Source organism: Streptomyces sp. NPDC111520 (assembly GCF_055635295.1).
The window spans coordinates 238,652-263,190 of record NZ_JBVKBW010000012.1 but is presented as its reverse complement, the minus strand read 5'-3'; the positions used below and the strand labels follow the sequence as shown (position 1 = coordinate 263,190).

Annotated in this window: 24 protein-coding genes and 2 pseudogenes; 13 read left to right on the top strand and 13 right to left on the bottom strand. The window is 69.0% G+C overall.

The genetic code is table 11. The annotated features are described in order from the left end of the window. Positions 1-638: transglycosylase SLT domain-containing protein (locus tag ACZ7MY_RS28245; RefSeq protein ID WP_499606013.1), on the bottom strand; the 638-nt coding region annotated here is incomplete at its 3' end. 1,413 nt (positions 639-2,051) lie between these two features. Between ACZ7MY_RS28245 and ACZ7MY_RS28240 the strand changes: the two genes are divergently transcribed. Beyond that, positions 2,052-2,729 (top strand): DUF3152 domain-containing protein, encoded by a 678-nt coding sequence (locus tag ACZ7MY_RS28240; protein WP_499606012.1) that lies wholly within the window; start codon positions 2,052-2,054, stop codon positions 2,727-2,729. A gap of 8 nt (positions 2,730-2,737) precedes the next feature. Here the strand turns inward: ACZ7MY_RS28240 and ACZ7MY_RS28235 are convergent, their stop codons facing one another. The 4 genes from ACZ7MY_RS28235 to ACZ7MY_RS28220 form a co-directional block, all read right to left on the bottom strand. After that, positions 2,738-3,127 carry a transposase gene (locus ACZ7MY_RS28235; RefSeq protein ID WP_499606033.1) on the bottom strand — a complete coding sequence of 130 codons (390 nt, stop codon included), beginning with the start codon at positions 3,125-3,127 and terminating at the stop codon, positions 2,738-2,740. 601 nt (positions 3,128-3,728) lie between these two features. Further along, positions 3,729-4,031 carry a hypothetical protein gene (locus ACZ7MY_RS28230; protein WP_499606010.1) on the bottom strand — a complete coding sequence of 101 codons (303 nt, stop codon included), beginning with the start codon at positions 4,029-4,031 and terminating at the stop codon, positions 3,729-3,731. Between the two features lie 484 nt (positions 4,032-4,515). Next, positions 4,516-4,683 (bottom strand): hypothetical protein, encoded by a 168-nt coding sequence (locus tag ACZ7MY_RS28225; RefSeq protein ID WP_499606008.1) that lies wholly within the window; start codon positions 4,681-4,683, stop codon positions 4,516-4,518. Between the two features lie 230 nt (positions 4,684-4,913). Further along, entirely contained in the window at positions 4,914-5,057 is a 144-nt protein-coding gene (locus tag ACZ7MY_RS28220) for a hypothetical protein (RefSeq protein ID WP_499606035.1), read from the bottom strand. Here ACZ7MY_RS28220 and ACZ7MY_RS28215 point away from each other — a divergent pair. From ACZ7MY_RS28215 to ACZ7MY_RS28205, 3 genes and pseudogenes are all read left to right on the top strand, one after another. Further along, positions 5,038-5,622, top strand: a complete 585-nt coding sequence (locus tag ACZ7MY_RS28215; protein WP_499606007.1) for a Ku protein — start codon at positions 5,038-5,040, stop codon at positions 5,620-5,622. The genes ACZ7MY_RS28220 and ACZ7MY_RS28215 overlap by 20 nt on opposite strands. 104 nt (positions 5,623-5,726) lie before the next feature. Then, entirely contained in the window at positions 5,727-6,113 is a 387-nt protein-coding gene (locus tag ACZ7MY_RS28210; protein WP_499606005.1) for a hypothetical protein, read from the top strand. Next, a pseudogene (locus ACZ7MY_RS28205) lies at positions 6,110-6,659 on the top strand (hypothetical protein). The gene ACZ7MY_RS28210 and the pseudogene ACZ7MY_RS28205 overlap by 4 nt, the downstream one beginning before the upstream one ends. 230 nt (positions 6,660-6,889) lie before the next feature. Here ACZ7MY_RS28205 and ACZ7MY_RS28200 read toward each other — a convergent pair. Then, positions 6,890-7,642, bottom strand: a complete 753-nt coding sequence (locus tag ACZ7MY_RS28200; RefSeq protein ID WP_499606003.1) for an SDR family NAD(P)-dependent oxidoreductase — start codon at positions 7,640-7,642, stop codon at positions 6,890-6,892. A 580-nt stretch (positions 7,643-8,222) separates the two neighbouring features. After that, on the bottom strand, positions 8,223-9,782 hold the full coding sequence (pdxR, locus tag ACZ7MY_RS28195) for a MocR-like pyridoxine biosynthesis transcription factor PdxR (RefSeq protein ID WP_499606002.1): 1,560 nt from the start codon (positions 9,780-9,782) through the stop codon (positions 8,223-8,225). 30 nt (positions 9,783-9,812) lie between these two features. Here pdxR and ACZ7MY_RS28190 point away from each other — a divergent pair, with 30 nt between their 5' ends. Beyond that, complete coding sequence (locus ACZ7MY_RS28190) at positions 9,813-10,739, top strand: DMT family transporter (protein WP_499606000.1); 927 nt, start codon at positions 9,813-9,815, stop codon at positions 10,737-10,739. A gap of 105 nt (positions 10,740-10,844) precedes the next feature. On the opposite strand, the gene ACZ7MY_RS28185 is transcribed toward ACZ7MY_RS28190, so the two are convergent. Next, positions 10,845-11,015, bottom strand: coding sequence for a GMC oxidoreductase (locus tag ACZ7MY_RS28185; RefSeq protein WP_499605998.1), 171 nt, complete (start codon positions 11,013-11,015; stop codon positions 10,845-10,847). A 256-nt stretch (positions 11,016-11,271) separates the two neighbouring features. On the opposite strand from ACZ7MY_RS28185, the gene ACZ7MY_RS28180 reads away from it, so the two are divergent. The 3 genes from ACZ7MY_RS28180 to ACZ7MY_RS28170 all read left to right on the top strand — a co-directional run bounded on the left by ACZ7MY_RS28180 (position 11,272) and on the right by ACZ7MY_RS28170 (position 14,957). Further along, complete coding sequence (locus ACZ7MY_RS28180; protein WP_499605995.1) at positions 11,272-12,072, top strand: SDR family NAD(P)-dependent oxidoreductase; 801 nt, start codon at positions 11,272-11,274, stop codon at positions 12,070-12,072. Between the two features lie 404 nt (positions 12,073-12,476). Beyond that, positions 12,477-13,082 (top strand): TetR/AcrR family transcriptional regulator, encoded by a 606-nt coding sequence (locus tag ACZ7MY_RS28175; RefSeq protein WP_499605993.1) that lies wholly within the window; start codon positions 12,477-12,479, stop codon positions 13,080-13,082. An 813-nt stretch (positions 13,083-13,895) separates the two neighbouring features. Beyond that, on the top strand, positions 13,896-14,957 hold the full coding sequence (locus tag ACZ7MY_RS28170; protein ID WP_499605991.1) for a cytochrome P450: 1,062 nt from the start codon (positions 13,896-13,898) through the stop codon (positions 14,955-14,957). 98 nt (positions 14,958-15,055) lie between these two features. On the opposite strand, the gene ACZ7MY_RS28165 is transcribed toward ACZ7MY_RS28170, so the two are convergent. After that, the gene (locus ACZ7MY_RS28165) at positions 15,056-15,610 is read right to left on the bottom strand and encodes a GNAT family N-acetyltransferase (protein ID WP_499605989.1); all 555 of its coding nucleotides are present in this window, start codon (positions 15,608-15,610) and stop codon (positions 15,056-15,058) included. A 568-nt stretch (positions 15,611-16,178) separates the two neighbouring features. Between ACZ7MY_RS28165 and ACZ7MY_RS28160 the strand changes: the two genes are divergently transcribed. The 3 genes and pseudogenes from ACZ7MY_RS28160 to ACZ7MY_RS28150 all read left to right on the top strand — a co-directional run bounded on the left by ACZ7MY_RS28160 (position 16,179) and on the right by ACZ7MY_RS28150 (position 19,027). Beyond that, positions 16,179-16,406: a ferredoxin gene (locus tag ACZ7MY_RS28160; RefSeq protein WP_499605988.1), complete on the top strand. Its 228-nt coding sequence runs from the start codon at positions 16,179-16,181 to the stop codon at positions 16,404-16,406. Continuing rightward, positions 16,403-17,773: pseudogene (locus ACZ7MY_RS28155) on the top strand (NAD(P)/FAD-dependent oxidoreductase); the annotation flags it as partial. The gene ACZ7MY_RS28160 and the pseudogene ACZ7MY_RS28155, both read left to right, overlap by 4 nt. 282 nt (positions 17,774-18,055) lie before the next feature. Then, positions 18,056-19,027, top strand: a complete 972-nt coding sequence (locus tag ACZ7MY_RS28150; protein ID WP_499606031.1) for a cytochrome P450 — start codon at positions 18,056-18,058, stop codon at positions 19,025-19,027. A 69-nt stretch (positions 19,028-19,096) separates the two neighbouring features. Here the strand turns inward: ACZ7MY_RS28150 and ACZ7MY_RS28145 are convergent, their stop codons facing one another. The 4 genes from ACZ7MY_RS28145 to ACZ7MY_RS28130 all read right to left on the bottom strand — a co-directional run bounded on the left by ACZ7MY_RS28145 (position 19,097) and on the right by ACZ7MY_RS28130 (position 23,450). Continuing rightward, positions 19,097-19,810 carry an NPP1 family protein gene (locus tag ACZ7MY_RS28145; protein ID WP_499606029.1) on the bottom strand — a complete coding sequence of 238 codons (714 nt, stop codon included), beginning with the start codon at positions 19,808-19,810 and terminating at the stop codon, positions 19,097-19,099. Between the two features lie 766 nt (positions 19,811-20,576). Continuing rightward, positions 20,577-21,002, bottom strand: a complete 426-nt coding sequence (locus ACZ7MY_RS28140) for a DUF6210 family protein (RefSeq protein WP_499605987.1) — start codon at positions 21,000-21,002, stop codon at positions 20,577-20,579. Positions 21,003-21,123: 121 nt separating this feature from the next. Further along, entirely contained in the window at positions 21,124-21,339 is a 216-nt protein-coding gene (locus tag ACZ7MY_RS28135) for a hypothetical protein (protein ID WP_499605985.1), read from the bottom strand. A 47-nt stretch (positions 21,340-21,386) separates the two neighbouring features. Continuing rightward, on the bottom strand, positions 21,387-23,450 hold the full coding sequence (locus tag ACZ7MY_RS28130) for a hypothetical protein (RefSeq protein ID WP_499605984.1): 2,064 nt from the start codon (positions 23,448-23,450) through the stop codon (positions 21,387-21,389). Positions 23,451-23,466: 16 nt separating this feature from the next. On the opposite strand from ACZ7MY_RS28130, the gene ACZ7MY_RS28125 reads away from it, so the two are divergent. Next, entirely contained in the window at positions 23,467-23,673 is a 207-nt protein-coding gene (locus ACZ7MY_RS28125; protein WP_499605982.1) for a hypothetical protein, read from the top strand. A gap of 631 nt (positions 23,674-24,304) precedes the next feature. Next, a complete protein-coding gene (locus ACZ7MY_RS28120; RefSeq protein ID WP_499605980.1) occupies positions 24,305-24,493 on the top strand; it encodes a hypothetical protein in 189 nt (62 codons plus the stop codon). Positions 24,494-24,539: the final 46 nt, after the last annotated feature.

Here is a 24,539-nt window from a genome sequence, read left to right as displayed (position 1 = left end):
CCGTCCGCCGTGGTCCGGCCGGCGCCCTTGGCCAGGGTGGCGAAGACGCGGTTCGCGAAGGCCTTGGCGCCCTGCGCCTGCGAGGCCTGGCTGTAACGGGCGACCGCCCCGTACCAGTCACCGGCCCCGGCGGAGACCGAGCCGCCGGTGGCCTTCTGGTACGACGCCAGCAGCGCCGCGCCACCGCGGATGTTCGCCGCCGGGTCGCCGCGCAGTTCCTCCGCGGACAGGCCGGTGAGCTTCGCCGCGGCCTGCAGGGTGTGCTGCGCCGGGTCGGCGACGAAGGACGCGATGTCGCTGCGGCCGGCCGCTCCGGCGGCGCCGCCGGACACCATCTCGGTGGTGACGTCGGTCAGGTGCATCGGGCCGTAGCCGCCCGCGGCGCTGTGCCCGCCGGCGTGCCCGTCCCAGGCGGACTCCTGGTACGCCACGGCCAGCAGCACCTGCTCCGGCACGTGGTACTCCTCGGCCGCCGCGGCGAAGTCCCGCTGCCGGGCGGTGTCCGCCGGCGCGGCGCCGGTGGCCTGCGCCGTCAGCGGCACGGCCACCGAACCCGCGACCACCAGCGCTCCGGCCGCGGCCAGCAGGCCGGGCCGGCGCCGTTTGGCATGCCGGCGGGTGGATGTCTCTGAAGTCATGAACGATCCCAAATTTTGAACGAATAGATCTAATGCACCTGACCGCACGCGATGTGACGTGTGGACACCCGTCGAAGGTCCACCAATTCCACTCGCGCCAATGCCTCGTGACTGAGGTGGCGTCACTATCGAGTCGTGCCAGCGGGTTCGCCTTCGAACTCCGGTGCCGGACGGCTGAGACCGGTGCGGACCGGCCCCGACGCGACCCCCTCTTCTTGTCCGAATGGCATGCGGAGGTGAGGCCTCTCCAGCCTTACGATCTGACGGCAGTCAGACTGACAGCTGACAACATTCAGCGAAGCGGAACCCCCGAAGGGACAGCATCAGCCCGTCCCGACACCTGCGAGCTACCGCCGCCGGGGTCGTCCGCGGACTGCAGGACCACGTGATGGCAGGTGTGGCCCACCCTGCTGACCGCCCGGTCCGTCGTAGCACGCCGTCGACCGACGCCCCCGACCTGCGGATCACCTTCGCCGACGCCCTGAGCCACTGCGAGACCCCGCCTTCCGAACCGCCAGTGAGGTTCGTTCCTGTCTTCGTGTGCGGATGATTCGGCACATCGGATTCCGGGTCTCGTTCGAAGCTCAAGCCCGGTGATCGGCAGGCCAAAGCCGCATTGAGGAGCCTACGCATCACCGCATGGCCGGACATGAGTCATATGACCTGTCTGCTGCGGGGCAGCCCCCGTCATGTTTCCCTCGGCGACCCGGCTCGTTGTGCTCTGAAGCCTCGACGAAGCAATGGGAGGGACACGAAGGATGCGGCGGGCAACAGGAAGATTCCGGGGCACCAAGGTCCTGGGAGCGGGCGAAGTCCGACAGCTGCCGTCGGCTTTCCGCGCGCCACACCAGATGGTTGAGGGGACTGAGAGGTCGTTTTCCATTAGTAGTGCGATGCTTCATTGGCTTTTTTCTGTGATGGGCCGACCTGGTGCCAGCGGTGTCGATGGTGGCCTTGGTGCTCGTTGGGTGGATGGGGTGGCCACTGGGACTTGAAGGGCCTCGCGCCTGTCTCGTCCCAGGACGTCGGAGTCAGTTGCATGCTCCTGCGAAGGACAACACACGCCTGGGCGCACCTGACTGGCCCGAGTCTGACTGAGACGCCACGGCACTGAATGGCGCCGTGCGCCTACCCACTCGGGTGGTGGTGGGCGAGGCATTTCGGCGTTGATACACCGCGGATGGCCAGTCGAGCGATGGCCGATGCACGGTCGCAGCCGCATGGACACCAGCGCGCCCCACGGTGAACGGCGTACGTGACAACCACGCCGTGACCCAATGGAGGTTCCTTGTCATGGGCCCAGTCCCCGAACCCTGCGAGCGTGACACACAACGTTCGCAGCCGTCGCGGCGCGGTGGACTGCGGTCCCTGGTGGATCGGCCACGTCGTCCACGGCGCATCCCGATACCAGTCGTGGCCGGCGCCGTCGCCCCGGTCGCCTTGATCGTCCTGGGCGCGCTTGTCGCCACCACGCACGACGGTGGCACGCCGACGTCGCTCCCCACGGAGACCGACGTCCCCTCGACAGGTCCAGGTACCTTCGTCACCGCGCTGGCCAGTGGCGAGAAGGTGGGTGAGGGACCGCTTCCGCTCCGCTACGTGGTCAAGGTCGAGACAGGCCTCGATATCTCGCCCGCTCAAGCGGCGAAAGAGATCGCCGGCATACTCGCCGCCCCCCGAGGCTGGACCAACGACCCGTTGCACGGCTTCCAGTTGGTGAGTGCGGGACAACCCCACGACCTCACGGTGACGATCGCGACACCGGGTACGGCGGACGCCCTGTGCTGGGCGGGCATCCACCAGAACACCGAGGGCGAGTACAACTGCGAGGTCTCCGGTGGAGTCGTGGTGAACGTCAAACGCTGGGTCAAGGGCTCACCCACCTTCGACGGGCCGATCCACGACTACCGGGCGCTGATCATCAACCATGAGATCGGGCACTTCCTGGGCTACACGCACACCACCTGCGCGGGTCCCGGCCAACTGGCCCCTGTGATGATGCAGCAGATCAAGGGCCTTCACGGATGCATTGCCAACGCCTGGCCCTACGACAAGAACCGTCACTTCGTCACCGGCCCGCACGTGCAATGAACCGGCAGTCAGCTGGGGTTCGTCCTCAAACCGAACTTGCCCAGAGCAGGAACGATGCGGAGGTGACTGCCGCTTCGTAGGAGGTGGCGGTCCTCCCGTATCGGTGGCGATCCCGCGCAAGCTTTGAGCCGGTTGAAGCACCGTTCGACGGTGTTGCGTCGGCGGTAGGTTTCCGGGGCGAACATCGGGGGTCTGCCGCCGTGGCGACGACGGTCCCGGCGGTGCCGTTGCTGGTCGATCTTCTCGGGGACGGTGTGGGCGATCCCGCGTTTGCGCAGGTAGGCACGGAATCCGCGGGAGCTGTAGGCCTTGTCGGCGACGACCCGATCGGGCGTGCAGCGCGGTCGGCCCGGGCCGGTGCGGGGAGACGGATGCGTTCCAGAAGAGGGCGAGCGCAGATGCTGTCGTGGCGTTGTCCTGAGGTGAGCACGATCGCGAGTGGGCGTCCTTTGCCGTCGCAGGCGGGTGGATCTTGGTGGTCAGCGTCCTCGGGACCGACCGAGGGCGTGATTCGGCCCCGCCGCGGCGGGCGGGTCGTATTTTCGGCGGGGCCGCGTTCGTGGGCCCGCCCAGCCGCAGCTTTGCCCCGCACGGCCAGGCGGGCGGATGAGCGGCCCCACCCCACCAGAACCAAGGGAAGCAAGGCAGAGCCGCGTCCGTGAGCGGTCCCGCCGGGGCTCGGGCAGAGCGTTCGACGGGACCGCGTTCCGGGGCGGCCCCGCCCTTGAGGGCTGAATCTCGTTCCGCTTGGACGAGGCCGCACTTCCACACTGCGCCTCAACCGCCCCAGGGGCATCCTGGCCGGACAGACACACTCGGACGGGGATGGCAGCAACGGAGCCGCCGAGGGGCGGTACCTCAGAGAAGGTTCTTTGACGCCTGTGACGTACTTTCGCGACGTTGTAGACGAAGGAGAGCACGAGAACCACGACGCCGATGATCAAGAAAACAGCCCAAGAAGGGTTGCGTCGGGCGGGGCCTCACTGTCCGTGTTTGCGGTTACCCCAGTATGACTATGACGCCGTTGCCGCCGTAGCCGTAGCCGGGTCCGTATCCATAGCCGTAACCGGGGCCGTACCCGAACCCGGGTCCGAATCCGTAGCCGCCGTAGCCGTAGCCGCCGTAGCCGCCGTAGCCGCAGCCGTACCCCCAACAACCGCCGTGGGCGATGACGGACTGCTGGGTGGATGTGGTGGTTTGCTGTGGCGCGGCAGCGGCCGTGCCGACCCCGACGAGAGCGAGGAGGGGTGCCGCGAGAGCGGTGGCGGCGACCCGGCGTGCGGTGATGCTGTTGATGAACATGGTCGTTCCCAAGGGTGGCGGTCCCGCCGCGGCAGGCGGGTCAGTGTTTGGCGGGATCGCTTCTGTAGCCCGCCTGACCGCTTGCCGTGGCCCCGCACAGTCAGGCGGGTTGCTTGAAGGGGTTACGGGCTGCGCTCCGCGTGGACGGGCGTCAGGAGGTACCAGCCGACCCCGGAGCACTCCGGGGGGACCGGCGGGAAGGTGCGGCCCTGCACGTCCGTGCTGTGAAGCGGTGGGCCTTGACCGCAGGTGCATTTATGGATGCCGCTGGCGGGGACTTTCTCGCCGGGCCGGTGCATGCGGGTGTTCTCATCCATATGACCTCCTCGCCGATGTACCAGTGAGAGCGGCGCCGCCATCTGTGTGCTGCCAACTCGAGGGGCGAGGCCGCACTTCCAGACGGCGTCTTAACCCCCCAGGGGCACCTGATCGGAGCGACACCAAGCTGACGGGGACGACAGCGGACGACCAAGGGAGCGGTCCCTCATCGGAGCACACTCTGACGCCTGTGACGCCCCCTCGCGACGATGTAGACGAAGTCGAGCACGAGGACCACGACGCCGATGATCAAGAGATAGAACAGGCCGTGGGCGACCGCGCCGATCAAACCCAGGATGATCGCCGCGATGATAAGCAGCAGGAAAAGCACCATTTCCAAGCACCTCCTCGGCGCAAGTCCGCGACGGGCGGGCGGCGTCGCCGCCATTCCGCGACGAAGTGGGCGTACCTCCACTGGAGCGCCTTGCCCCGGACGGGCCTGCGAAACCGCTACGCCGGAGTAACTCACCGCGCGCCGCACCGCCCCACATTCGACGCTGTCGGTATGCCCGCGATCTGAACCGGCTGCGTGTCCTTCGGCCTGGTCACAACGCTCGTCCACCTCTACTCGCGCGCGGCTGGGAGCAGCCGGACGGCCGTACGCTGGCACTCCTCGAAGAGGACCTGGCCGCGCTCCCCCTCCCCACCAGGAAGTCGGTCGAGGTCCTCGGGTTCGTCGACGAGCACGATGTCGACCGTCCTGCACACGAAGCCGTACTGGGTGGGTACCCCCGGCGAACAAGGGCAGCGTCCGTACGCGCCGCTCGTCGAGGCTTTCGCACGGCACAGCACGGTCGCCGTGGCGAAGGTGACGCTGCGAACGAGGGAGCGCCTGGCAGTGCTCCGGCCACGCGACGGGATGCTCGTCCTGCACACGCTGTTCTGGCCGGAGGAGATCCGGGAGCCGGACGACCTGTCGAGCGCGGCCCCAGTCACGGAGCGGGAGCTCGAGCTCGCCGAGCTCCTCATGGACGCCTTGGCGGGCGTCGAGATCCAGGAACTCCACGACGGGTACGCTGCGGCGCTGGAGCAGTTGGTGGCGAGTAGCCGGGGTCGAGGTGGAGGAGCCGGCCGAGCGGGTGGAGGTCGTCGACCTGATGGCTGCACTCGTGGCCGGCATCGCCGCGGCGCGACGAGAGTGACCGGGGGCCGCGAGCGGATACGTCAGACCAAGTCTTATCTGACCCGGGCCGCACTGCCACCACCGGACGTCCACTCGTCCGCTGCGTGCCGCAACGGGAACCGACAGGTGACGCTGCGGACTTTCCTGTAATCACCGTCATACCGCTCATCCGACCGGTGATGAATCCCCGGGTATGACCGCTGGCATTCGTCGGCGCAGCCGCGGCCCCCGGACCGCCCGCCATAATGAGACGTATGGCAGCCAGCTCCCACCCCCCGGTGTCCGGGACCGCAGACCAGTCCGGCGCGTACGCCGAGGACCTCGCGCTGTATCGGGAGAAGTTCCGCAAGCGTCTGCCTGCGTCGCTGGACGGGCTGCACGGCCCCACCGGCGGGACCGTGGATCTGCCACTGCACATCGCCTGGTCAGGGATGGCTTCCTACGACATGGAAAAACCTCGCCAGCGCATGGGCCTGTACCGCACCGTTCTCCACGAAGGGCTGCGCGACGACCTGCCCCTCTACCTCAACGGGGATCTCCTCCTGCAGATGTGGCCGGTCCTGCGCACCCTCGTCGGACGAACCGTGCGTACCGTCTGGGAAGACGCCTTCCCGCAGCTCGCCGCCCGCGCCGCCGCATGACAGACATGCCAGAGCTGCACAAGCGGCTCCTGGCCGACGTCCTCGCCCTCGGCTCTGCCTATCCGCTGGTGCTCACCGGCGGCTACGCCGTCCGGGCGCACCGTCTCGTCAACCGTCCCAGCCAAGATCTCGACGTCGCCACGCAAAGCCCGGAGCCCATGACCGACATCGCGGTCACGCTCCGTGCCGGGCTGGAGGCGGATGACATCTTCCTCGGCGAGGACGGGCCCGTAGGAGCTGTGGGCGACCGGGCGCCAGAAGATTTCTTTGAGGACGTCGACCTCGCACTCCTGCCCCGTGTCCGGGTCGGACACGGTGAAGCGGGCGGAGAGTGGGGCGATTTCCAGCTGCTGGACCTGCCAGCCCTGGGAGCGAGAGGATCTCCAGGCCAACCTCGCCGGCGCCGAGTGGACCGATGACGAGGCCTTCGCCGCTTACGGCCTGGACGAGTCCACCATTGCCGCGCTGCGCTCCTGGGCCGTGCAGTGGGCCGACGAGCTGGCGGCCCGGCTACTCCAGGATCCCGGCGACCCCGAGACCGACTGACAACCGTCCGCCTCGCCAGGCGTGGAGCAGCGTCGCGGTTGCCGACCATTCCCTTGGCCGAGCCGTTCACGTCGTGGGATGGCCAAGCCCCCGGAGGTCGGCTGCACGCGCCCGTTGACCACCACGCCGGACAAGATGCCCTCACGCCGCGCAGGTGAGGGCCGACCCGGCCGGCAGTTCCTCGTCGGGAGCAGGTGCGGATCGTCGCCGGCCCGGTCAGTGGTCCAATATCAGGCGGCCCGGACGAGCCCGCCGTCGACGAGCAGCTCGACGCCGGTCACATAGCTGCTCTGTCCGGAAGCGAGGAACAGCGCCGCGGAGGCCTGCTCTTCGGGCCGCGCGACGCGACCCAGCGGGACCGAGCCGGCCAGCATGGTCTTGAAGTCCTCGTGGCTGACGCCTTCGGGAGCGGCCTCGTCCACACCAGGGGTGTCCGTCGAACCAGGCGCCAGTGCGTTGACGCGAATTCCGCGGCCCTTGAGTTCACTGGCCCAGGTACGGGTGAAGGAGACGATCGCCGCCTTCGCGGCGGCGTAGACACCCAGCCCGGCGATGGCAGAGCTGGCGGCAATGGAGGACGCGAGGATGATCGACGCGCCGTCGTTGAGCAGAGGCAGGGCCTTCTGCACCGTGAACAACGTGCCACGCATGTTGAGTCCGACGACCTGGTCGAAGTGCTCCTCCGTCACCGCCTCCAGGGGCACGAACCCGCCGCCGCCGGCGTTCGTGAACAGAACGTCGACGCGACGGCCGTCGTTGCCGACCGTGGCGAAAAGCGTGTCGAGATCGTCAAGATTGGTGACGTCGCCGGCTACGCCGGTGGCCGCCGGTCCAATGGAGGCCACCGCCGCGTCGAGTTCTTCCCTGTTGCGGGCAGTGAGGTAGACGTGGGCGCCTTCCTCAGCGAAGCGCCGCGCGGCAGCAAGGCCGATGCCCTTGCTGCCGCCTGTGACGACCGCGACCTTGCCGTCGAGCTGACCCATTTCACGTACTCCATCTATTTCGGCATTCCGGATTGCATCGGATTGCATCCGCTCTCAGCGATTAGATGTCCTGCCCTGCACGGGGATCAATGACGAATTCGATCACCACCCATACCCGTGAGGTATCGCAGGCCGTTTCAGGCGATCGCGGAGCGGCAGGACATGCAGTCCCTGCGGCCGCGCGGGCCGGGACGGTCCATCGTGCTGCTGCTCGGCCTGGCCGGTCACGCGGGTGAACGGACGTGGCCGGGCGTTTGAGCTGCCGGTATCGGGTCGTCGCGGGACTCGGCTCGAAAGCAGCCGGCCGCCGTCAACGACGGCGCTCGTGCCGGTGCGGTGCGGTCACCGGCGGTGCGGCCGGCTTGCGAGGCTCTTGCCTCGGCCCGCCAAGAAGTGACAGGTCATGCACACGCCTCCGGCGCTTGCCGCGGAACGCATGACCGCGGGTCACAAGAGGCGCCTCGTCGTCCGAACCCGGAGCCGCCCACGCTTCAAGCAGCCGCAGCGTGACCAGAGCCGCCGGTCTCAGGCCTGGGGCGTGCCTTCGGGATCAGCGGGGCGCAGTGGTGACGTACAGGCGTCAGGGACGAAGCCCGCGCATGACGGCACCAATGGTGGCGATGCCCTCCTCGATGTCGTGGGCGGAGCCCGCCGCGTAGCCGAGTACCAGGCCGGGCAGCCCGGGGCCGATGCGGTGCCAGGAGAGCGGATGTACCTTCACGCCCCGTTCGAGGGCCGCCGCGGCGAGGGCGCCGTCGGACAGGCCGCGGTCGTGCGCGCCGCCGGGCGGGTCGCCGAACGTGACCATGAGGTGCAGGCCTGCGGCTGTCCCGTGCACGTGGGCACCGGGAAGGTGCTCCTCGATGGCCTTCAGCATCACGTCCCGGCGCCGGCGGTGGCGCCCTCGGACATGACGCAGATGCCGTTCCAACTCACCGGAGTCCATCAGCCGGGCGAGGACCAGTTGGGAGAGGACGCCGTTGCCCAGGTCGGCGTACCGTTTGGCGGCCACAACGGCGTCCAGCCGGTCCGGCGGTACAAGGAGCCATCCGATGCGGAGTGCGGGCGCCAGCAGTTTGGAGACACTGCCCGCGTAGCAGACCCCCTCGGGCATCAACGAGCGCAGCGCCGGCACCGGTGGCCGGTCGTAGCGGTGCTCGGCGTCGTAGTCGTCCTCGATCACCACCCCGCCCTCGGCGGCCCAGCCCAGCAGCTCTCGGCGCCGTTCCCCGTCGAGCACGACACCGGTCGGGAACTGGTGGGCCGGGGTCAGCAGCACCGCCCGGGCGCCGCTGGCACGCACCGCACCGACGTCGAGGCCACCGGCGTCCACCCGGATGGGCACGATCGAGTGGCCTCCGTACTCCAACTGCTGGCGCGCCCCGAGGGATCCGGGGTCCTCGACGGCGATACGGCGGATGCCGTCCGCCAACAGCAGCCGTGCGAGCAGGCTCAGAGCCTGCGCCACACCCGCGACCACCACGACCTCCTCGGGGTCGGCGCGGATGCCTCGGTTGCGCGCCAGCCAGCCCACGACCGCTCGGCGCAGGGCGGGCGCACCCCGGGGATCGCCGTAGCCGAAGTCGGCCGGGGTGGCGTCCACGAGGACGGCACGCTCGGCGCGCAGCCACCCGGTGCGGGGGAAGGCGGCGAGGTCGGGGACACCCGGTGACAGGTCGATGTGGCAGGGCATGGCCCGCAGCACGTCGACGACGCCGTCGCGGTCGCCCGAGGTGAAGATCGCGGCCCCGGATCCGGCTCCGGTCCCCGGCACGTCGTGTGCGCGTGCGGGCGGAGCGGCGGGAGCCGCCACGACGACCGTCCCGAGCCGGCCGCGACCTGCGATCTGTCCCGACTCGGCGAGCCGCCGGTAGGCCTCTGTGACCACGCCCCTGGTGACGTGCAGTTCCTCAGCCAGGACCCGGCTGGCGGGCAGCCTCGCTCCGACACGCAGCCGGCCATCGGCGATGGCGGACCGCAGCCGGTCCGTGAGCCAGGCGGTGCGCCCGCCCGCGGGCACGTGGCCGATCTCCAGTTGCAGGAAGTCCGAGCCCACTGAAGTACCGCGGTCCGACACCTCGGCCGCTGGACTTTCCGTTTCTTTGGACCCCTCGACGGACGCCTTCGTGGACCTGTCCATGACGTCCATTGTCCCGGCAGCGTGGGCGATATGCGCACACCTTTCGCTTCCCTCACCCCCCTCGTGCCCGGCATCCTCGGAATGGCGCTGGTCGGCAGCAGCGTCACCGTTTCGCACACCCTCGTGGACGCTCCGCTGTTCACCCCGCAGGCGGTTCGCTATGCGATGGCCACAGTGATCCTGCTGGTCGTCGCCCGGCTCGCCGGCGCACGGCTGGCGTGGCCGCAAGGACGGGAGTGGCTGTGGCTCGCCGGGATCGCTGTCACCGGGCTGCTGCTGTTCAACGTGGCCGTGGTCCGGGGCGTCGGCCATGCCGAGCCCGCGGTGGTGGCCGTCGCGGTCGCCTGCGCACCGGTGGTCCTCGCGGCGGTGGGCCCGGCGCTGGAGGGGCGCCGACCCAGCCGCCAGATCTTGTCGGCGGCACCGGTGGTCGTGGCGGGAGCGGTACTGGTGCAGGGAACGGGTCGCACAGACGCCGTGGGGGTGGGCTGGGCGGCGCTGGCCCTGGCATGCGAGGCCGCCTTCACCCTTCTCGCGGTACCGGTCCTGCGGCGGCACTCCCCCTGGGGGGTGTCCGTGCACGCGATGTGGATGGCCGCCGTACTCCTGGCCTTTCTCGCTGCGGTCTGCGAAGGGCCCTCGGCGGTGCGGGAGTTGTCCGGTGCCCAGTGGGCCGCCGTCGGCTACCTGGCGTTGATGGTCACGGCGGTCGCCTTCGTCCTGTGGTACTCGACGGTCCGCGCCGTCGGTGCCGGGCGGGCCGGACTGCTCACCGGCGTCGCGCCGCTCGCCGCGGCGGTTGTCGGCGCCATCTCGGGCAGCGGCACGCCGAATCCATCGGTATGGCTGGGGATCACCGTGCTGATCCTCGGCCTGGTCCTGGGTCTGCGCCCGCACCACGAATCCGCCGCGGAAGTCTCACCAGCGGACCCGCCCACACCCGCACGCACGAAGTAGCCGCGTACAACTGCGCGCCGCAAGCGCCTCGCAGGGGTTATCGCCGGGCGGCGTGGACGGACGTCGGCCCCGTCCGGTCATCGGGTCGGGCGTTCCGAGTGGGGGTCACCTGGACCGCGTGATCAGTTCTGCCGCCTTCTCCGCGATGGCGAGGACGGTGGCGTGGTTGTGGGCGGAGAGCGGTGTCGGCAAGACCGACGCGTCGGCGACGCGGAGTCCCTGTACCCCGTTGACGCGTAGTTCGGGGTCAACGACCGCGCCGGCGTCGATGCCCATGCGGGGTTCCGGCGGGGTGCCATCGGCGTCTGGGCGAGGGCCGGCGGACCGTCGGCAGGCTCGCTCTGCGGCGCGAAGCCGGGCTACCCGTCGGCTCCCCCACCGGGCCCCATCCGAAAACAGCGGGACATCTCGGGGGCCATCGAGCCGTGCCAGCACCCACACGAGAACACTATAAGTCTACATCTGTATACTTAGCTGCGAAGCACGACCTTCCCGCGCTGCGGCGCGGGAGCGATCCGTATGGGAGCAAGGAATGAACCTCAATCTCGAGGGCAAGCGCGCTCTGGTCACCGGCTCGAGCGCCGGCCTGGGCGAGGCCACCGCGAAAATGCTGGCGGCGGAGGGCGCCGCGGTCGTCATCCACGGCCGGGACAAGGACCGCACCGAGCAGGTCGCCGAAGACATCCGCCGGGCCGGCGGCACCGTCGGCACGGTGCTGGGTGACCTGGCCACGGACGAGGGCGCCGCCGCGGTCGCCCGGGCCGCCACCGCGGACGGCCCCGTCGACATCCTCGTGAACAACGCCGGCTTCTACCGGCACCTGTCGTGGGCTGAGGCGAGTCCGGCGGAGTGGACCGAGGCCTACAACGTCAACGTCGTCTCGGGTGTCAGGATGATCCGCCATCTGGTTCCGGCCATGCGCGAACACGGCTGGGGCCGGGTGGTCACGATCGGCGGCGGACTCGCCTCACAGCCGATGAACACCCATCCGCAGTACAACGCCACGCTGGCCGCCCGGCACAACCTCGCCGTGTCGCTCGCCCGCGATCTCAAGGGCACCGGCGTCACCTCGAACATCGTCTCGCCCGGCGCGATCCTCGTCGAAGCGACGAAGGAGTTCGTCACAGCGCTCGGTCCCGCCCGCGGGTGGGGACAGACCTGGGAGGAAGTCCAGCCGAACGCGGTCGAGGCCCTCATCCCGAACGACCGCGGCCGTTTCGGCAAGCCCGACGAAATCGCCGCCGCCGTGGCATACCTGTGCAGCGACTACGCCGAGTACATCAGCGGTGCCACGATCCGCGTGGACGGCGGACTGATCCGCTCCGCGTTCTGAGCGGGCCACCGATGCGGGCCGCCCGCCGAATCGCCTCCGCGCTCGGGATGCCTCGCGCGGCGGCCCGCACGGCAAAGCCAGCACAAGGCGGCCCGCGCCGGTCGCTCCGTGCACAAGTCGGGCGCGTGGCGGCCGCGCCCGACGGCACTGCGGAGGGTTCGGCTCGCCAGGTCGGGCGCCGTTCCCACCGGCCGCTCGGGCAGGGCGCGGACCGAGTCGCCGGCCTTCCGGAAACCCTTCGCCCTTACGGGAACCACGGAGCGGTTGCCCGGCGCAGATCCGGCGCCTCGCCGTCGGTCGACGGCCCCGCCCGGGCTCTACTCGCCGAATGGCGGCACGGGCCGCGGAGAACCTTGAAGCTCTACATCCGTAGACCGGCGTTTCGGCCTCATTACACTCGTGTCGTGGAGAACGAATCGCCTCGGCACGAGCCGCCGCCTGCCGCCCCCCGCCGGTCCCGCAACGCGGCAGCGACCCGCGAGGCGATCCTCTCGTCCGCCGTGGAAGCCTTCACCCGCCTCGGCTACGACGCCGCCGGCGTGCGGGACATCGCGAAGGACGCCGGCGTCACCGCGATGATGGTCAACCGCTACTTCGGATCCAAGGAACAACTGTTCGCCGAGGTGGTGGACACCTCCTTCGCCCCGCGGACCGTGGTCGGCAGCGATCCGGCGGCACTGGCCCACGACGTCGCCCGTTCACTGGTGGAGCGCACCGCCCCCGGGGCCGACGAACTGAGCCCCTTCCTGCTGATGCTGCGGTCCGCGTCCAATCCACGAACCGCCGAAATCGCCCGCCAGGGCATCGAACGGCATGTGGAACGGCACCTCATCGGCATGATGACAGGCGAAAACACATCGGAACGGTCTGCGCTCGCACTGTCGGTGATCGCCGGCGTGTGGCTGATGCGGAAACTGATCGGGAACACGGCACTGGTGGAGGCGGATCCCGACGAGTTGGCCGGGCACCTGCAAGGCCTCCTGCAGACCCTGCTGGAAGACACCCCGTGACCGACCCGCTCCCCCGCCTCGCCTCGGCCCACCTCGACGACTCCGCTCAGACCTCCTCCTGAGGATCAGTGCGCGATGTCGCCACGGCCGGCGGCAAGGCGATTGCCATGAGGCAGCCGGTGACGACGGTGGGCCGCTACTGGATCCGAAGTGGCCCCCGGCGCACGGCGATGCCTTCGGTGCGTTGCGCCACCGGTCTCGAGGTGCCCGGCGCCGCCACACCTCGCACCCGGGAACAGCATTGACCGCCGCTTCCGGGGCGATACGGCGATCTGCTGCAGGCCCCGCCCTCAAGCACGCGCCTTGCATCCACGTCCCATATGCGGAGAAGTTGGACGTATGGTAGAGAAAGCCGGAAGGCAAGCGAGAGGAGTGCCTGATGATCGCCAAGCTGCTCGCCAAGTTGTCTTTCACCCGCAACTACGGTGCGTACGGGGCCCATGACTGGGGCACGCACACCGTCGACGAGAGGGTCTGACCGGCAGGTCGGCGGGCGCCCCGGGCTCCCGCCGGCTCCTGGCCATGCTGCTGACGATATCGGCCTGACCGGCACGAGAAGTCAAGGGCGATCCCATGGGCCGAGTGAATGAGCCGCCGCGACTGCCCGGAGGCAGCTTCGCGGCCTGGAGCCGCGACCGGCTCGGGCTGGTGTGCCGTGGCGCTGACGAGTGCGGGGACATCTGGCAGTTGGAGCCGGGTGTCTACGTAGCCGCTACAGCCGGGGTGTGTGAATCGGTCTTGCGCCGCGCGCAGGATTTCCCCAAGCCGTCCTCACCCCTTTTTCCGCCCTTGAAGCGGACCGGCGGAGCGCCGATGCCCGAGGAACGGGTGCACGCTCGCGCCGCCCGTATGCGCGGACTGCGCCCGCAGGCGGTTGCGGCCCGGATCGGCGAGATCGCGCCCGGGACCGCTCGATTTGTCGACCAGTGGCCCGCGGGCCGGGACGTCGAGATTCTGCCCGCCATCCGGCCCGTTCTGGCAGAGATCGGCGTGCGCTACCTCTTCTCCGAAGACGCTCCCGCCCTGCTGCCTCTCGCGTGGCAGCTCTTCGTGGCCCGCGAGGTGCTCGTACGCCCCTCGCACTGGGTGTTGCCACGCTGGGTCCCCACACCGGCGCGGCGGTTCCGCACACGGCGGCAAGTCGCCTTCACCGACGCTTTGCAACCCATCGTCCGCCGGCGCCGTTCATCGGGCCGGCTCGGTGACGACGTGCTGGGGCAGATGCTCCGTCCCTCATCCCGCTATGGCCTGCTGTCGGAAGAAGTCATCCTCGACACCCTCCCCGGGATCACCGTCGCCACCTTCGAGACACCCTCCCGGGCAGCTGGGTGGATCCTGCTCAACCTCGCCCGATACGTCCAGGCCGCGGACCGCGTCGCGGCCGAAGCCGCCCTGCTGCCCGACGACCCGGCCACGACGACCAGCACCCACCTCGAGAACCTGCAGTACACCCAGGCGCTGGTACGCGAAGTGCTCCGGCTGCACCCCCCGAGCTGGCTGCTCACCCGGCGCGCCCCGCGGCAGACTCAGCTCGCCGACTACACCATCGACGCCGGATCCACCGTTCTCGTCTGCCCCTACACCGCCCACCGCGATGCACGGGAACACACCGAACCGGACCAGTTCAGGCCCGAGCGCTGGCTCGACGATGCGGGCTCCTCGGCTAACCCCGGGGTCTTCCTCGGCTTCGGTACCGGACCCCATGGCTGTGAGGGAGCCGCCCTGGCCATGGCCATGCTCACGCTGATGACGGCGCAGACAGCCCGCCGCTACCACTTGAGCGAGCCGCCCGGCACGGAACCCGGCTACCGGGTCACCACCTTCGAAGGTCTCGCGACCGACGGCCTGCACCTGCGTGCGACCTTGCGCGGCTGAGGGCACTCCGCCTTTCGGCCGTAGGCCGCCTCCACCCGCAGACAACAAAACGTCGTGCGAGTCCGAGCACCCGTTCCACGCACGCGCGGATCGCCGGCTCATGGACACATCGTGTCTCGCCGGTCGAACTCGCTGTGCAGCATCCCCATCATGACGAGGTCGTGGTGTTCGCCGGCGAAGAAAACGTGTTCCCGCAGGCGCCCCTCCTCGGTGAAGCCGAGCCCACGGAAAAGCGCCAGCGATGCCTCGTTGTGGGCCAAAACCGCCGCCAGGCATTTGTGATAGCGCCGCTCGGCGAACATGAAGCGCAGCAGGAGTACTACGGCTTCCGTCGCGTAGCCCTTGCGCCGGTGGCCGACGCTGATGGTGATATCGAACTCGAACCAGCCTGAGCGAGGGCCGGTGCGATGTGAGCCGATTGTGCCGACCAGCTCTCTCGTGGCCGTCGCTTCGACCGCCAACCGGAAGCGGTCGTCATCGCACTCGGCGACGGCCTGCTCCTTCGCCCAGGCACGGTAGCTCTCGGCAGACCTCGGCAGATCCAGCCGGCCCCCTCGCGGCCCGTCATCGTCGGCGAAACGCGCGAACGCCGTCCAGTCGTCAGGCTCGACAGCGCGCAGGCGTACCCGATTACCGGTCCAGGACGATGCCATGCCCCATTTGATCACGCTGCTGTGCGCGCGAGGCCGAGAGGCACGCCGAGGCAGACGATGCCCGCCGCGCTCCGTCTCACGGCTGATCGTCGTCTTCGTCCGCAGCCGCGCGCCCGAGTCCTGCCGAGTGGACACGCGACGGGCAAGGCGCTGCCGCCGGCCACCGCTCCCGGAGATCGATCCGACCGCTGCAGACTCGGCGTCCCGCTGCCGTGCCGCGTACGCCGGTTCTCCACCAGGTACGCCGCTGACCAGCGTCGTTGATGTCAAAGTTGGATGTCAGGCGTCTCCCGGGCAATCGGACCGGCCGGTATCCGTGCCGCTGTTACGCTGGTTTCGTGACGGTTTCCGACGGACCGTACCGCGTGGGTTTCGTCGAAACGGCAATCCAAGGGCGCCGCGTGCGTAACCCCAATGCAGCCGTGCCACGGGTGCGTGCCTGATCGCCGCAGACCGCCTGAGTTGCGATGATCAATTCTTTCCAGGGTGGGTAGCGGACGGAGTTCTCCGCGCGACGAGGCGGCGTCGGCGTGAGGGACTGCAGCGGCTACTGCCCATGGAGGTCGGGGTGAAGGTTGTCGTTGATCTCTCCAAATGTGCGGGGTATGCGCAGTGCGCGTTCCTGGCTCCGGAGGCGTTCCGGATGCACGGCGAGGAAGCGCTCATGTACGACCCGAACCCCGATGACGCCCGGCGCGATCAGGTGCTACGCGCCGCGGCGGCCTGCCCGGTCCAGGCGATCCTGGTCGACCGGCCGGAGGCGATGCACGCACCGGCGGAGGGCTCACCGTCATGACCAGTGCCGACAGCCTGCGTGCGTTCAGGCGCGATGGGCGCATCGTGGTCGTCGGAGCTTCCCTGGCGGGCCTGCGGGCTGCCGAGGCACTGCGAGAAGAGGGGTTCACCGGATCGTTGACCATGATCGGTGACGAGACGGGCGAGCCCTACGACCGGCCTCCCCTGTCCAAGCAAGTACTGACCGGATGGGTGCCGGCCAGAGGCACCGCTTTGCCCCGCCGTCGTCCCATCGATGCGCAGTGGCTGCGGGGCGTGCCCGCCGACGGGCTGGACCTCGCGACGCACCACGTGCGTCTCGCTGACGGACGCGAGGTTCCCTTCGACCGGGTGCTGATCTCCACGGGGGTACGGGCCCGGCCGTGGTTCGTCGAGTCCGAGGCGGCCCTGGACGGAGTGTTCGTCCTCCGTACACGCGAGCATGCCGAGAGCCTGCAGCGGGCCCTCGCGGCCGGGCCCTCCCGCGTGCTGGTCATCGGTGCGGGCTTCACCGGCTCCGAGATCGCCTCCGTCTGCCGCGAGCGGGGCATCCCGGTGACCGTCGCCGAACTCGCGCCGGCCCCACTGGTCGGCGCGCTCGGCGCCATGATCGGCGAGGTTGCGGCCGACATGCAGCGCGCCCACGGTGTCGACCTGCGGTGCGGTGTCAAAGTCGCCCGACTGGAGGGCGACGGGCAGGGACGCTTTCGCCGTGCTCACTTCGACGACGGCAGTACGGTTGACGCGGATGTGGCGGTGATGGCACTCGGGAGCATCCGAAACACCGAGTGGCTGCGGGAGTCGGGACTGGCGGCGGGCGTTTGGGGAATCACGTGCGACACGGGCTGCCGCGCCCTCGACATCAACGGCCGCGTCACCGACGACGTCTTCGCCGCGGGAGACGTGGCACGTTGCCCGAACCCCGTCTCCGAGAACCGGCTCATATCGATGGAGCACTGGGTCAACGCCGTCGAGCAGGCAGAGGTCGCGGCACACAACATGGTCAGCGCCCCGGAGGACCGCCGAACCCACCTGTCCATCCCGCTGTTCTGGTCGATCCAGTTCGGCGTCAACATCAAGTCCGTAGGCGTGCCGACCTTCGCCGACGAAGTGGCCGTCACCCAGGGCTCGCTGGACGACCGCCGCTTCGTCACCGCATACGGCTACCGGGGCCGCGTCACCGCTGCCGTGAGCTTCGACAACGGCAAGTGGCTGGACCACTACCGACACTTGATCGAGACGGCCGCACCCTTCCCGCCCCCCTGCCCCACGCCGGACCAGCCGGCCGACGTGAAACCGGTGCCCGTCGATCTCCCCGGCCCCGCCCTGCTCGCTCAGGGCGCCACGGTGGTCGTCACCGGCCAGGACCCGGGTGGGCGCCGCGTCACGGCCGTGCACCAGCATCGACAGGCGGAAAACCGGACCACCACAACTGATACGCCCGGCATACTGCAACGGATCTTCGACTACTCCGCCCGGGCGAACCCGTACCCGCTGTATGCCGAGCTGCGTGAGACACCGGTGGCTCGGCAGGAGGACGGCGGCTACGTCATCAGTACGTACCGTGAGATCACGGACGTACTGAACGACCCGCATCTGAGCTCCGACCTGCGCAATCTGTCGCATCCGCCACCCCCCGTCGAGGGAGCGGCCACATCGTCGTTCATCCACATGGACCCGCCCGAGCACGATCGCCTGCGGCGTATGGCGATGCGTCACTTCGGCCCCCCGCACACCCCGGGGCTGGTGATCGGCATGGAAAGCGACCTGACCGCCGTCGTCGCGGGCCTGATCGACGATGTCGCGGGCAAGGAGCGGATCGACGTCGTCGACGATTTCGCCTTCCCGCTCCCCGTGACCGTTACCTGTCGCTTGCTCGGCGTGCCACCCGAGAGCGAACCGAATGTCCACCGCTGGGTGAGCGACCTGATGAACTCGGTCGACTACGACCCCGAGACCGACCCGAAGGAGAAACTGGACAAGGGCGTACAGGCCCGCAAGGACTTGTACGAGTGCCTGGGCGAACTGGTGGAACAGAGCCACGGCCGGCCGGGAGGCGGCCTGTTGTCACGGCTGGCCAACGACGACGGGCCCGACGGCCGGATGGCCGACGCCGAAATCGTCGCCACCGCCAGACTGCTCCTCATCGCCGGCCACGAGACCATCGTGAACCTCATCACCAACGGCATGGTGACACTGCTGCGCCACCCTCAGGTGCTGCAGCGACTGCGCGACGAACCCGACCTCGTCGTGCCACTGGTCGAGGAACTGCTGCGCTACGAGCCCCCCGTGCACATCATTCCCTGGCGGGTGGCGTACAGCGACGTAACCGTCGCCGACACCGTCATCCCCCAGGGCTCGCGGATCATGCTCATGCTGGCCTCAGGCAGCCGCGATCCGAAGCGCTTCCACGATCCGGACCGCTTCGACCCGGATCGGCGTGACAACCAGCACCTGGGGTTCGGCAGCGGCATCCACCTGTGTTTCGGCGGCCCGCTGGCCCGGCGGGAAACGCAGATCGCGCTGACCGAATTGGTACGCCGGCTCGACCGCCCCAGGCTGGTCGCCGACCCGCCGCCGTACCGGCCCAGCCCCGTTCTTCGGGGTCCGGTCCATCTGGACATCGAGCAGGGTGACGGTTGATACGGGCAGCCGCCGACAGCGTGCGACCGCGCGGAGGGAAATCCGCGCGGATCGCCGTACGCGCTCAGATCAGGCGTTGGGGTCGAAAGGGATTCCGGACGGCTTGGAGTTGGCGAGAGTGGAGTTGAAGCGCGCGTCGTTGATCTTGATGGTGGCCGAGCCGAAGTCCGCATTCATGAGCTTGTCGCGGAGGCCCGCCGGGTAGCCCTCCCAGCCGACGAGGCGGGGGTAGAACCAGCCACCGGTGGCGTTCTCCGCTGGCTCGTCGTTGGTGTTGGCGAAGCGGAAACAGTGCGTCGAAGCGCCGTCCTTGTGGTAAACGATCTTGGGGTGGGTGCCGTCGAAGCGGATCGCCGAGCGGGCGGCGATCTGGTAGCCGGAATGCTGGGACGCCGAGACGTACTCGACCTGGTTGTTGTGGATCCAGACCACGACATGCTCCCAGTCGTGGGTGTGCCCGATGGCCGCAGGGCCGAGTGTGGCCTGGTCCTTCTCGAAGTAGCTGGCGTACACGACGGCGCACCAGTCGTTGTTGCACTTCTCGCGCGAGTACGTGTTGGCATTGGCCAGCTGGGCGTAGTCGTGGCAGCGCCCGTTGACGTCGCCACCCAGCTTCAGGCCGGGATTGAGGGTGCCGTCGGCGCCTATGGCTGCGGTGGCGTAGCAACCGTCCCCGTCGTAGTCGTAGGCCGGGGAGAAGGACTGCTCCAGGCCGTCGGCGTTCTGCGGCAGCAGCTGCAGGACGGAGGCATTGGCCTCGGCGGGGAAGGCCAGGACGGCCATCGCGCCCAGGGCAGTCGCCACGGCTCCCAGACGGAGACGGCCGGGGCGACGGGCAGCGGATGCCGTTCCAGCGGGATTCTTCCTCGCCGGCCCAAGACTGCGCACGAGAACTCCTCGACATGAAAGGGGGCAAGGGTTCCTGTTGAGATTTCCCTGCCCGAGAACTGACGGCTCTGTGTGACGAAGTGTCCGACACGTCGGAATCCCGGTCGGCCATCTCCAGTGGTGACTGCACTTGTTGACGCGCCGACAAGTTATCCGAGCCCGATCCGGCGGCACAAGCATGCATTTCCGCAGAGGCATTTCCGACATGTCATGGATTCCGGCGAGGAGAAGAGCCGGGAAATTAAGTATCGCCATATACCGAGTGACCGGCCGGCGCCCCTGCGTGCGTCCCCTCGACCGCCGGCGCCATCCCAGGCTCAGCCGGGCGCGGGCCGTCGAGCATGGGTTCCTCGTCCGTCGTGTCGAGCACTGCGCCCGGCGCCGCGCGACGCCCCGCGCCGGGCACACCCCGGCCCCCACGCGGCCCCTGCCGTCCCGGACTCGCCGCCCTCCGCTCCCATTCGGGATCCGGCAGCAAGTCCAGGAGCGGTGAAAGGGCCTGCGTCTGGAACACCCGCGCCTCGAAATCGACTCGTCCTCAGGATGGGCTGCGCGTACGAGTCGGGCATGGCGGTGGTTCTCTCAGGCGGCCCACTACCAGGCGGAGGGCGTCGTTGGGGCACTGCTCCTCCGGCTCAGAGCAGAAGACTGATCACCGTGTTCAGTCCGAGTTGAACCACACCAGCGCTCCCGGGCCGTCCGGGGTGATCACCCGCACCCAGGCCTCATCGGACTCACGGATACGGCTCTCATCCAGCCGGAGAGCGTGTGGCTCCTCGGTGACCCCGTCGGATGCCCAGTAGCGGATGGCTCCGATGATCTCGCGGAGCTTGTCCCGCTCGTCATCCTGCCACGTGTGGTTCCGGGTACCGGCACCGCGGAAGTACTTCTCGAACAGCTGACGCAAAGCGTCCAGTTCATCAGGGCCGAACAGCGGCACCAAGAAGCCTTCTAGCTGTCCTTGCCGGCAAGCCGTTCCGCCGTACTGCTGCTGATAGAAGACTCCGGTCCTCGCCTCGACAACCACATGGAGCCAGCCGCCACTGGTGCCGTCAGGGTCGAGGAAGACGAAGGGTCGGGAGCTCATCGCGACAGTCTTCCGGACCGGCGACCACGAGCTCAACGGCTGCCCGCCTCTCTGTTCAGAGGCGGGCAGCGATTACCGCGGTGCCGGTCAAAGGAAGCCCGCCGGCAGGCTCCCTGGGGAATTACATATTGTCCGCCCAGATCTGTCGGGACGCCGACACGGGATCGGCCACCACTGAGACGGGTACGTCCCAGATCCGCGTGAGCGCCTCACCCTTCCGGTACTGCGGCCAGCCGGGGTCGCCGGTGGCGGCGTAGGCCGTCAACGCCGTGCGGAACTCCTCTGCCAGGCTCACAGCCTCCGGCGGACGTGCGTCGCCGAAGAGCATGGCCGCCATCGGGCCGTGGAAGTTGCCGAACGTCAGTGTCGCTGTCGTGCTGCTCGCTATCGCACGTCGACGTAGTCGCCGGCTGCGGAGACGGCCGGGGTGGTGGTCGTTCCGGCGAAGCTGAAGCGCCAGTAGCCGTCGGCGGAGGCGGTGACGGTGGTCTTCAGGGCTCCAGCGAGCGACATGATCGTCTTGACGGTCGTGTAGGTGGTGGTGCCCTTCTTGCGGAACTGGAGCTTCACCGGCTGGCTGCCGTAGCCCGCGTAGGCCTTGGTGTCCGACTGCCAGTTCGCCTGGGTCAGGCTCCCGGTGATCGTGAGCGTCTTGCCCTTGGTGATCGGCTCAGGCGAGGCGTTCGCCGTGAGCTCGGAGTCGCGCTGCACGAGGACGCTTTTGGCGGCGTGCAGGTCGGTGTGGCTGGTGCCGTCCTTCGACCATGCCCAGGCGGCGACCTTCCAGGTGCCCGCGAGAGAGTTGAACCCCAGGGTGGAACGCGGCCAGACGTAGGCCAGCTGCGTCTCACAGATCGAGGTGGTCGCGGACTGCGCGGTGCAGGTCGCGGGCCAGGTTCCGAAGAGGACGCCGTCAGGTGCGCCGTACGAGCCGTGGTACAGGAACAGGTCGCCTTCGGCGATGCCGGAGGGGTCGGTGGCGGTGAAGGTCGCCTTGAACTCCTGGAACTCGTCGGTCGTGAGAACCACCGGCTTGCCGCCGTTGACGACCAGGTCCGAGATCTTCGTCGTGCCGGCCTGCTCGTCGCCCTGGATTCCCGGTCCGCCGAAGGCGCGGATCACGGTGCGCCGGACGCTGCCGCCTTCGTCGTTGACCGCCGTGGCGCGCAGCGAGACGTATGCCGCGGTGATCGGGACAGTCAGTGTCGCGGTGGTGCCGGTGTCGGTGGTGGTGAGCGGGAGCGTGGTCCAGGTGGTGCCGTCATCCGTGGAGTACTCCAGGGCGGTGACGGTCTCCCCTGCCTCGGAGTTGCGGGTCGCGGCTGTGACGTCCACGGTCACGGGGGCGGTGCCGGCCGCGTTGCGGGCGTTCAGCGCGGATACGGCGAAGGACGTGTCGATCAGAGGCAGCGCGCGGGAGGTGCTGCTGCCCGTGGAGGTGAACGTCCATTCGTTGCGTATCAGCGTCGACAGGCGTGAGTAACCGTTCCTGCGCGTGACGGTGTGGGTCAGCTGGTAGGTGGCGGCGGTGCTCGGGACGGTGGCGGACAGCCCGGAATACGGCGACAGGCCGTCGGCCGACGCGAGGGTCTGCCCACCGGAGGTGAGCAGGTAGGAGGACAGTGAGCGGCCGTCGGTGCCGGGGTTGCCTGCCGCGTCACTCAGGGTCGCCGACTCGGTCAGGCTCATCTTCGTGGAGGTGCGGGTGGAGCGGCCGCCTGCCGTGCCGGGGCCGAAGGGGGCCGCGCCTACGGTGGGTCCCGCCGTGGTGGTGCCGGCGGCCAGGGTGCGGTCGGGCAGTGAAAGGGAGTGGTCGCCGGTGCCGTAGTCGACCAGGCGCGAGTACGAGATGCCCGGGGTGACGTATTCGGTGGTGGTCGCGCCGGTCTTCACCCAGCCGCCGATGAAGACGCCGGTCCACTCCCCGGTCTGCGGCACGGTTTGCAGATACGCCCGCATGGCGACGCCCTGGGCGCGGATCGGGGTGGTGGCCTTCGCGAGACCCGCCTGTCGTACCGACGCGATCGGCGAAGACGGCACGGTGTTGTTGAAGAAGTGCGTCAGGTCGTACCGGTACGGGCTGGGGGCGGAGGCGGAGGACCCCTTCTTGGTCAGCACCTCATGGATGCGCAGGGAAGCCCCGGTGACCGAGAAGGGCGTGGTGTAGACCTTGTCCATGCCGCGGCCGGCGAAGCCCGCCAGGTTGCCGCCGGGAACCGAGATCCATACCGCGGCCGCGGCGCGGGCGGCGGTGGTGTCGTCGGTCCTGATGGCCGTCTCCTTGGCCAGCTTCTGGTCGAGTTTCACCGTCAGACCGGAGGTCGTCACGGTGAACGCACGGGTGAGGAGGTAACTGGGCTGCCCGTAGTCGGAGTGCAGTGCGACGGCGAAGTAGCTGCCCGGCGCGAGCTTGGCGGTGGCGTCCGGGCCGTAGCCGTCGTCGTTCACCGGCACCGCTCCCCAAGTGGAACGGTTCCACAGAGCGATTGACTTCGTCGTGACGTTTGCATTGGTGATGGAGAACTTCACCGAGTACGTCGTCGCCGCCTGGACCGCCGCCATGGGCGCAAGTGCCGGCGTCGCGCCGACGCGCATCCGCGTCCCGGCGGTGGGCTGCTGTCGGCCCACTGGGCGAACACCGATTGAGCCGTCCGTCGAAGTGATGGCGTAACGTCCCGCGTCTCGCCCGTTTCCCCGTGCGATGTCGAGATACTTGCCGTCGACCAGTTCCGCCCGCTCCCCCGTCGCCAGGTGGGCGACGTCCGGGGCGTCCTTCATCTGCGCGACCGTGCCGACCACTCGACGACCCTGAGCGGATTCGGACCCCGCTGCCGACTCGGCGCCGACGCCCGAAACAACCAGAGCCGATGCCGTGGCCACGGCACCCGCCAGGACTGCCAGCCTCACCACGCGGAGTGTCCCGTGTCTTCTGCGACCCGCTCGTACGGTAGGCGCCATCTGCGTCCTCCCCCTGCCATCCCTCGAGCTCGTCGAATGCGAACCCGTCGGCGGACACCCTAAGACCGCACTGTCAGCGAACCCACCGCGGGGCCTCGTGCAAGAGCCGCCGCTCGATGGACAGACCCGTGCCCGGGGTCGGTACAACCGGGTGCCTCGCCCCTGATAGGCACAATCTCGCACCGCAGCCGGAAAGAAAGCGCGTCTTGGAGCGCGCTCCCAGACAGGCCGGGTAATTGTCGACCGATCAACTACTACGCCTCGAAGTAATTGATCGGAACGTGAACCGCCCGGACGACTCCCCCCGGAGACAACCGCCATGGCCAACCCTGGAGAAGGCCGCCGTGATCACCGGCGCGTCGCAGGGCAGCGGCGCTGCTCTGGCCGAGGCGTCCCGCGAGCTTCGTTACGGCGTCGTCGCGACGTCGCGCAGCATTTCCGCCTCGCGGAAACCGGAGGTCCTCACGGTTCAAGGCGACATCGCGAACCCGGTAACGGCCGAGCGGGTCGGCCAGGCTGGTGATGACGCGTGAAGCTGGTTCAGGCGCGGATTCCGTGACGTCGATCGTGCTTCCGTGC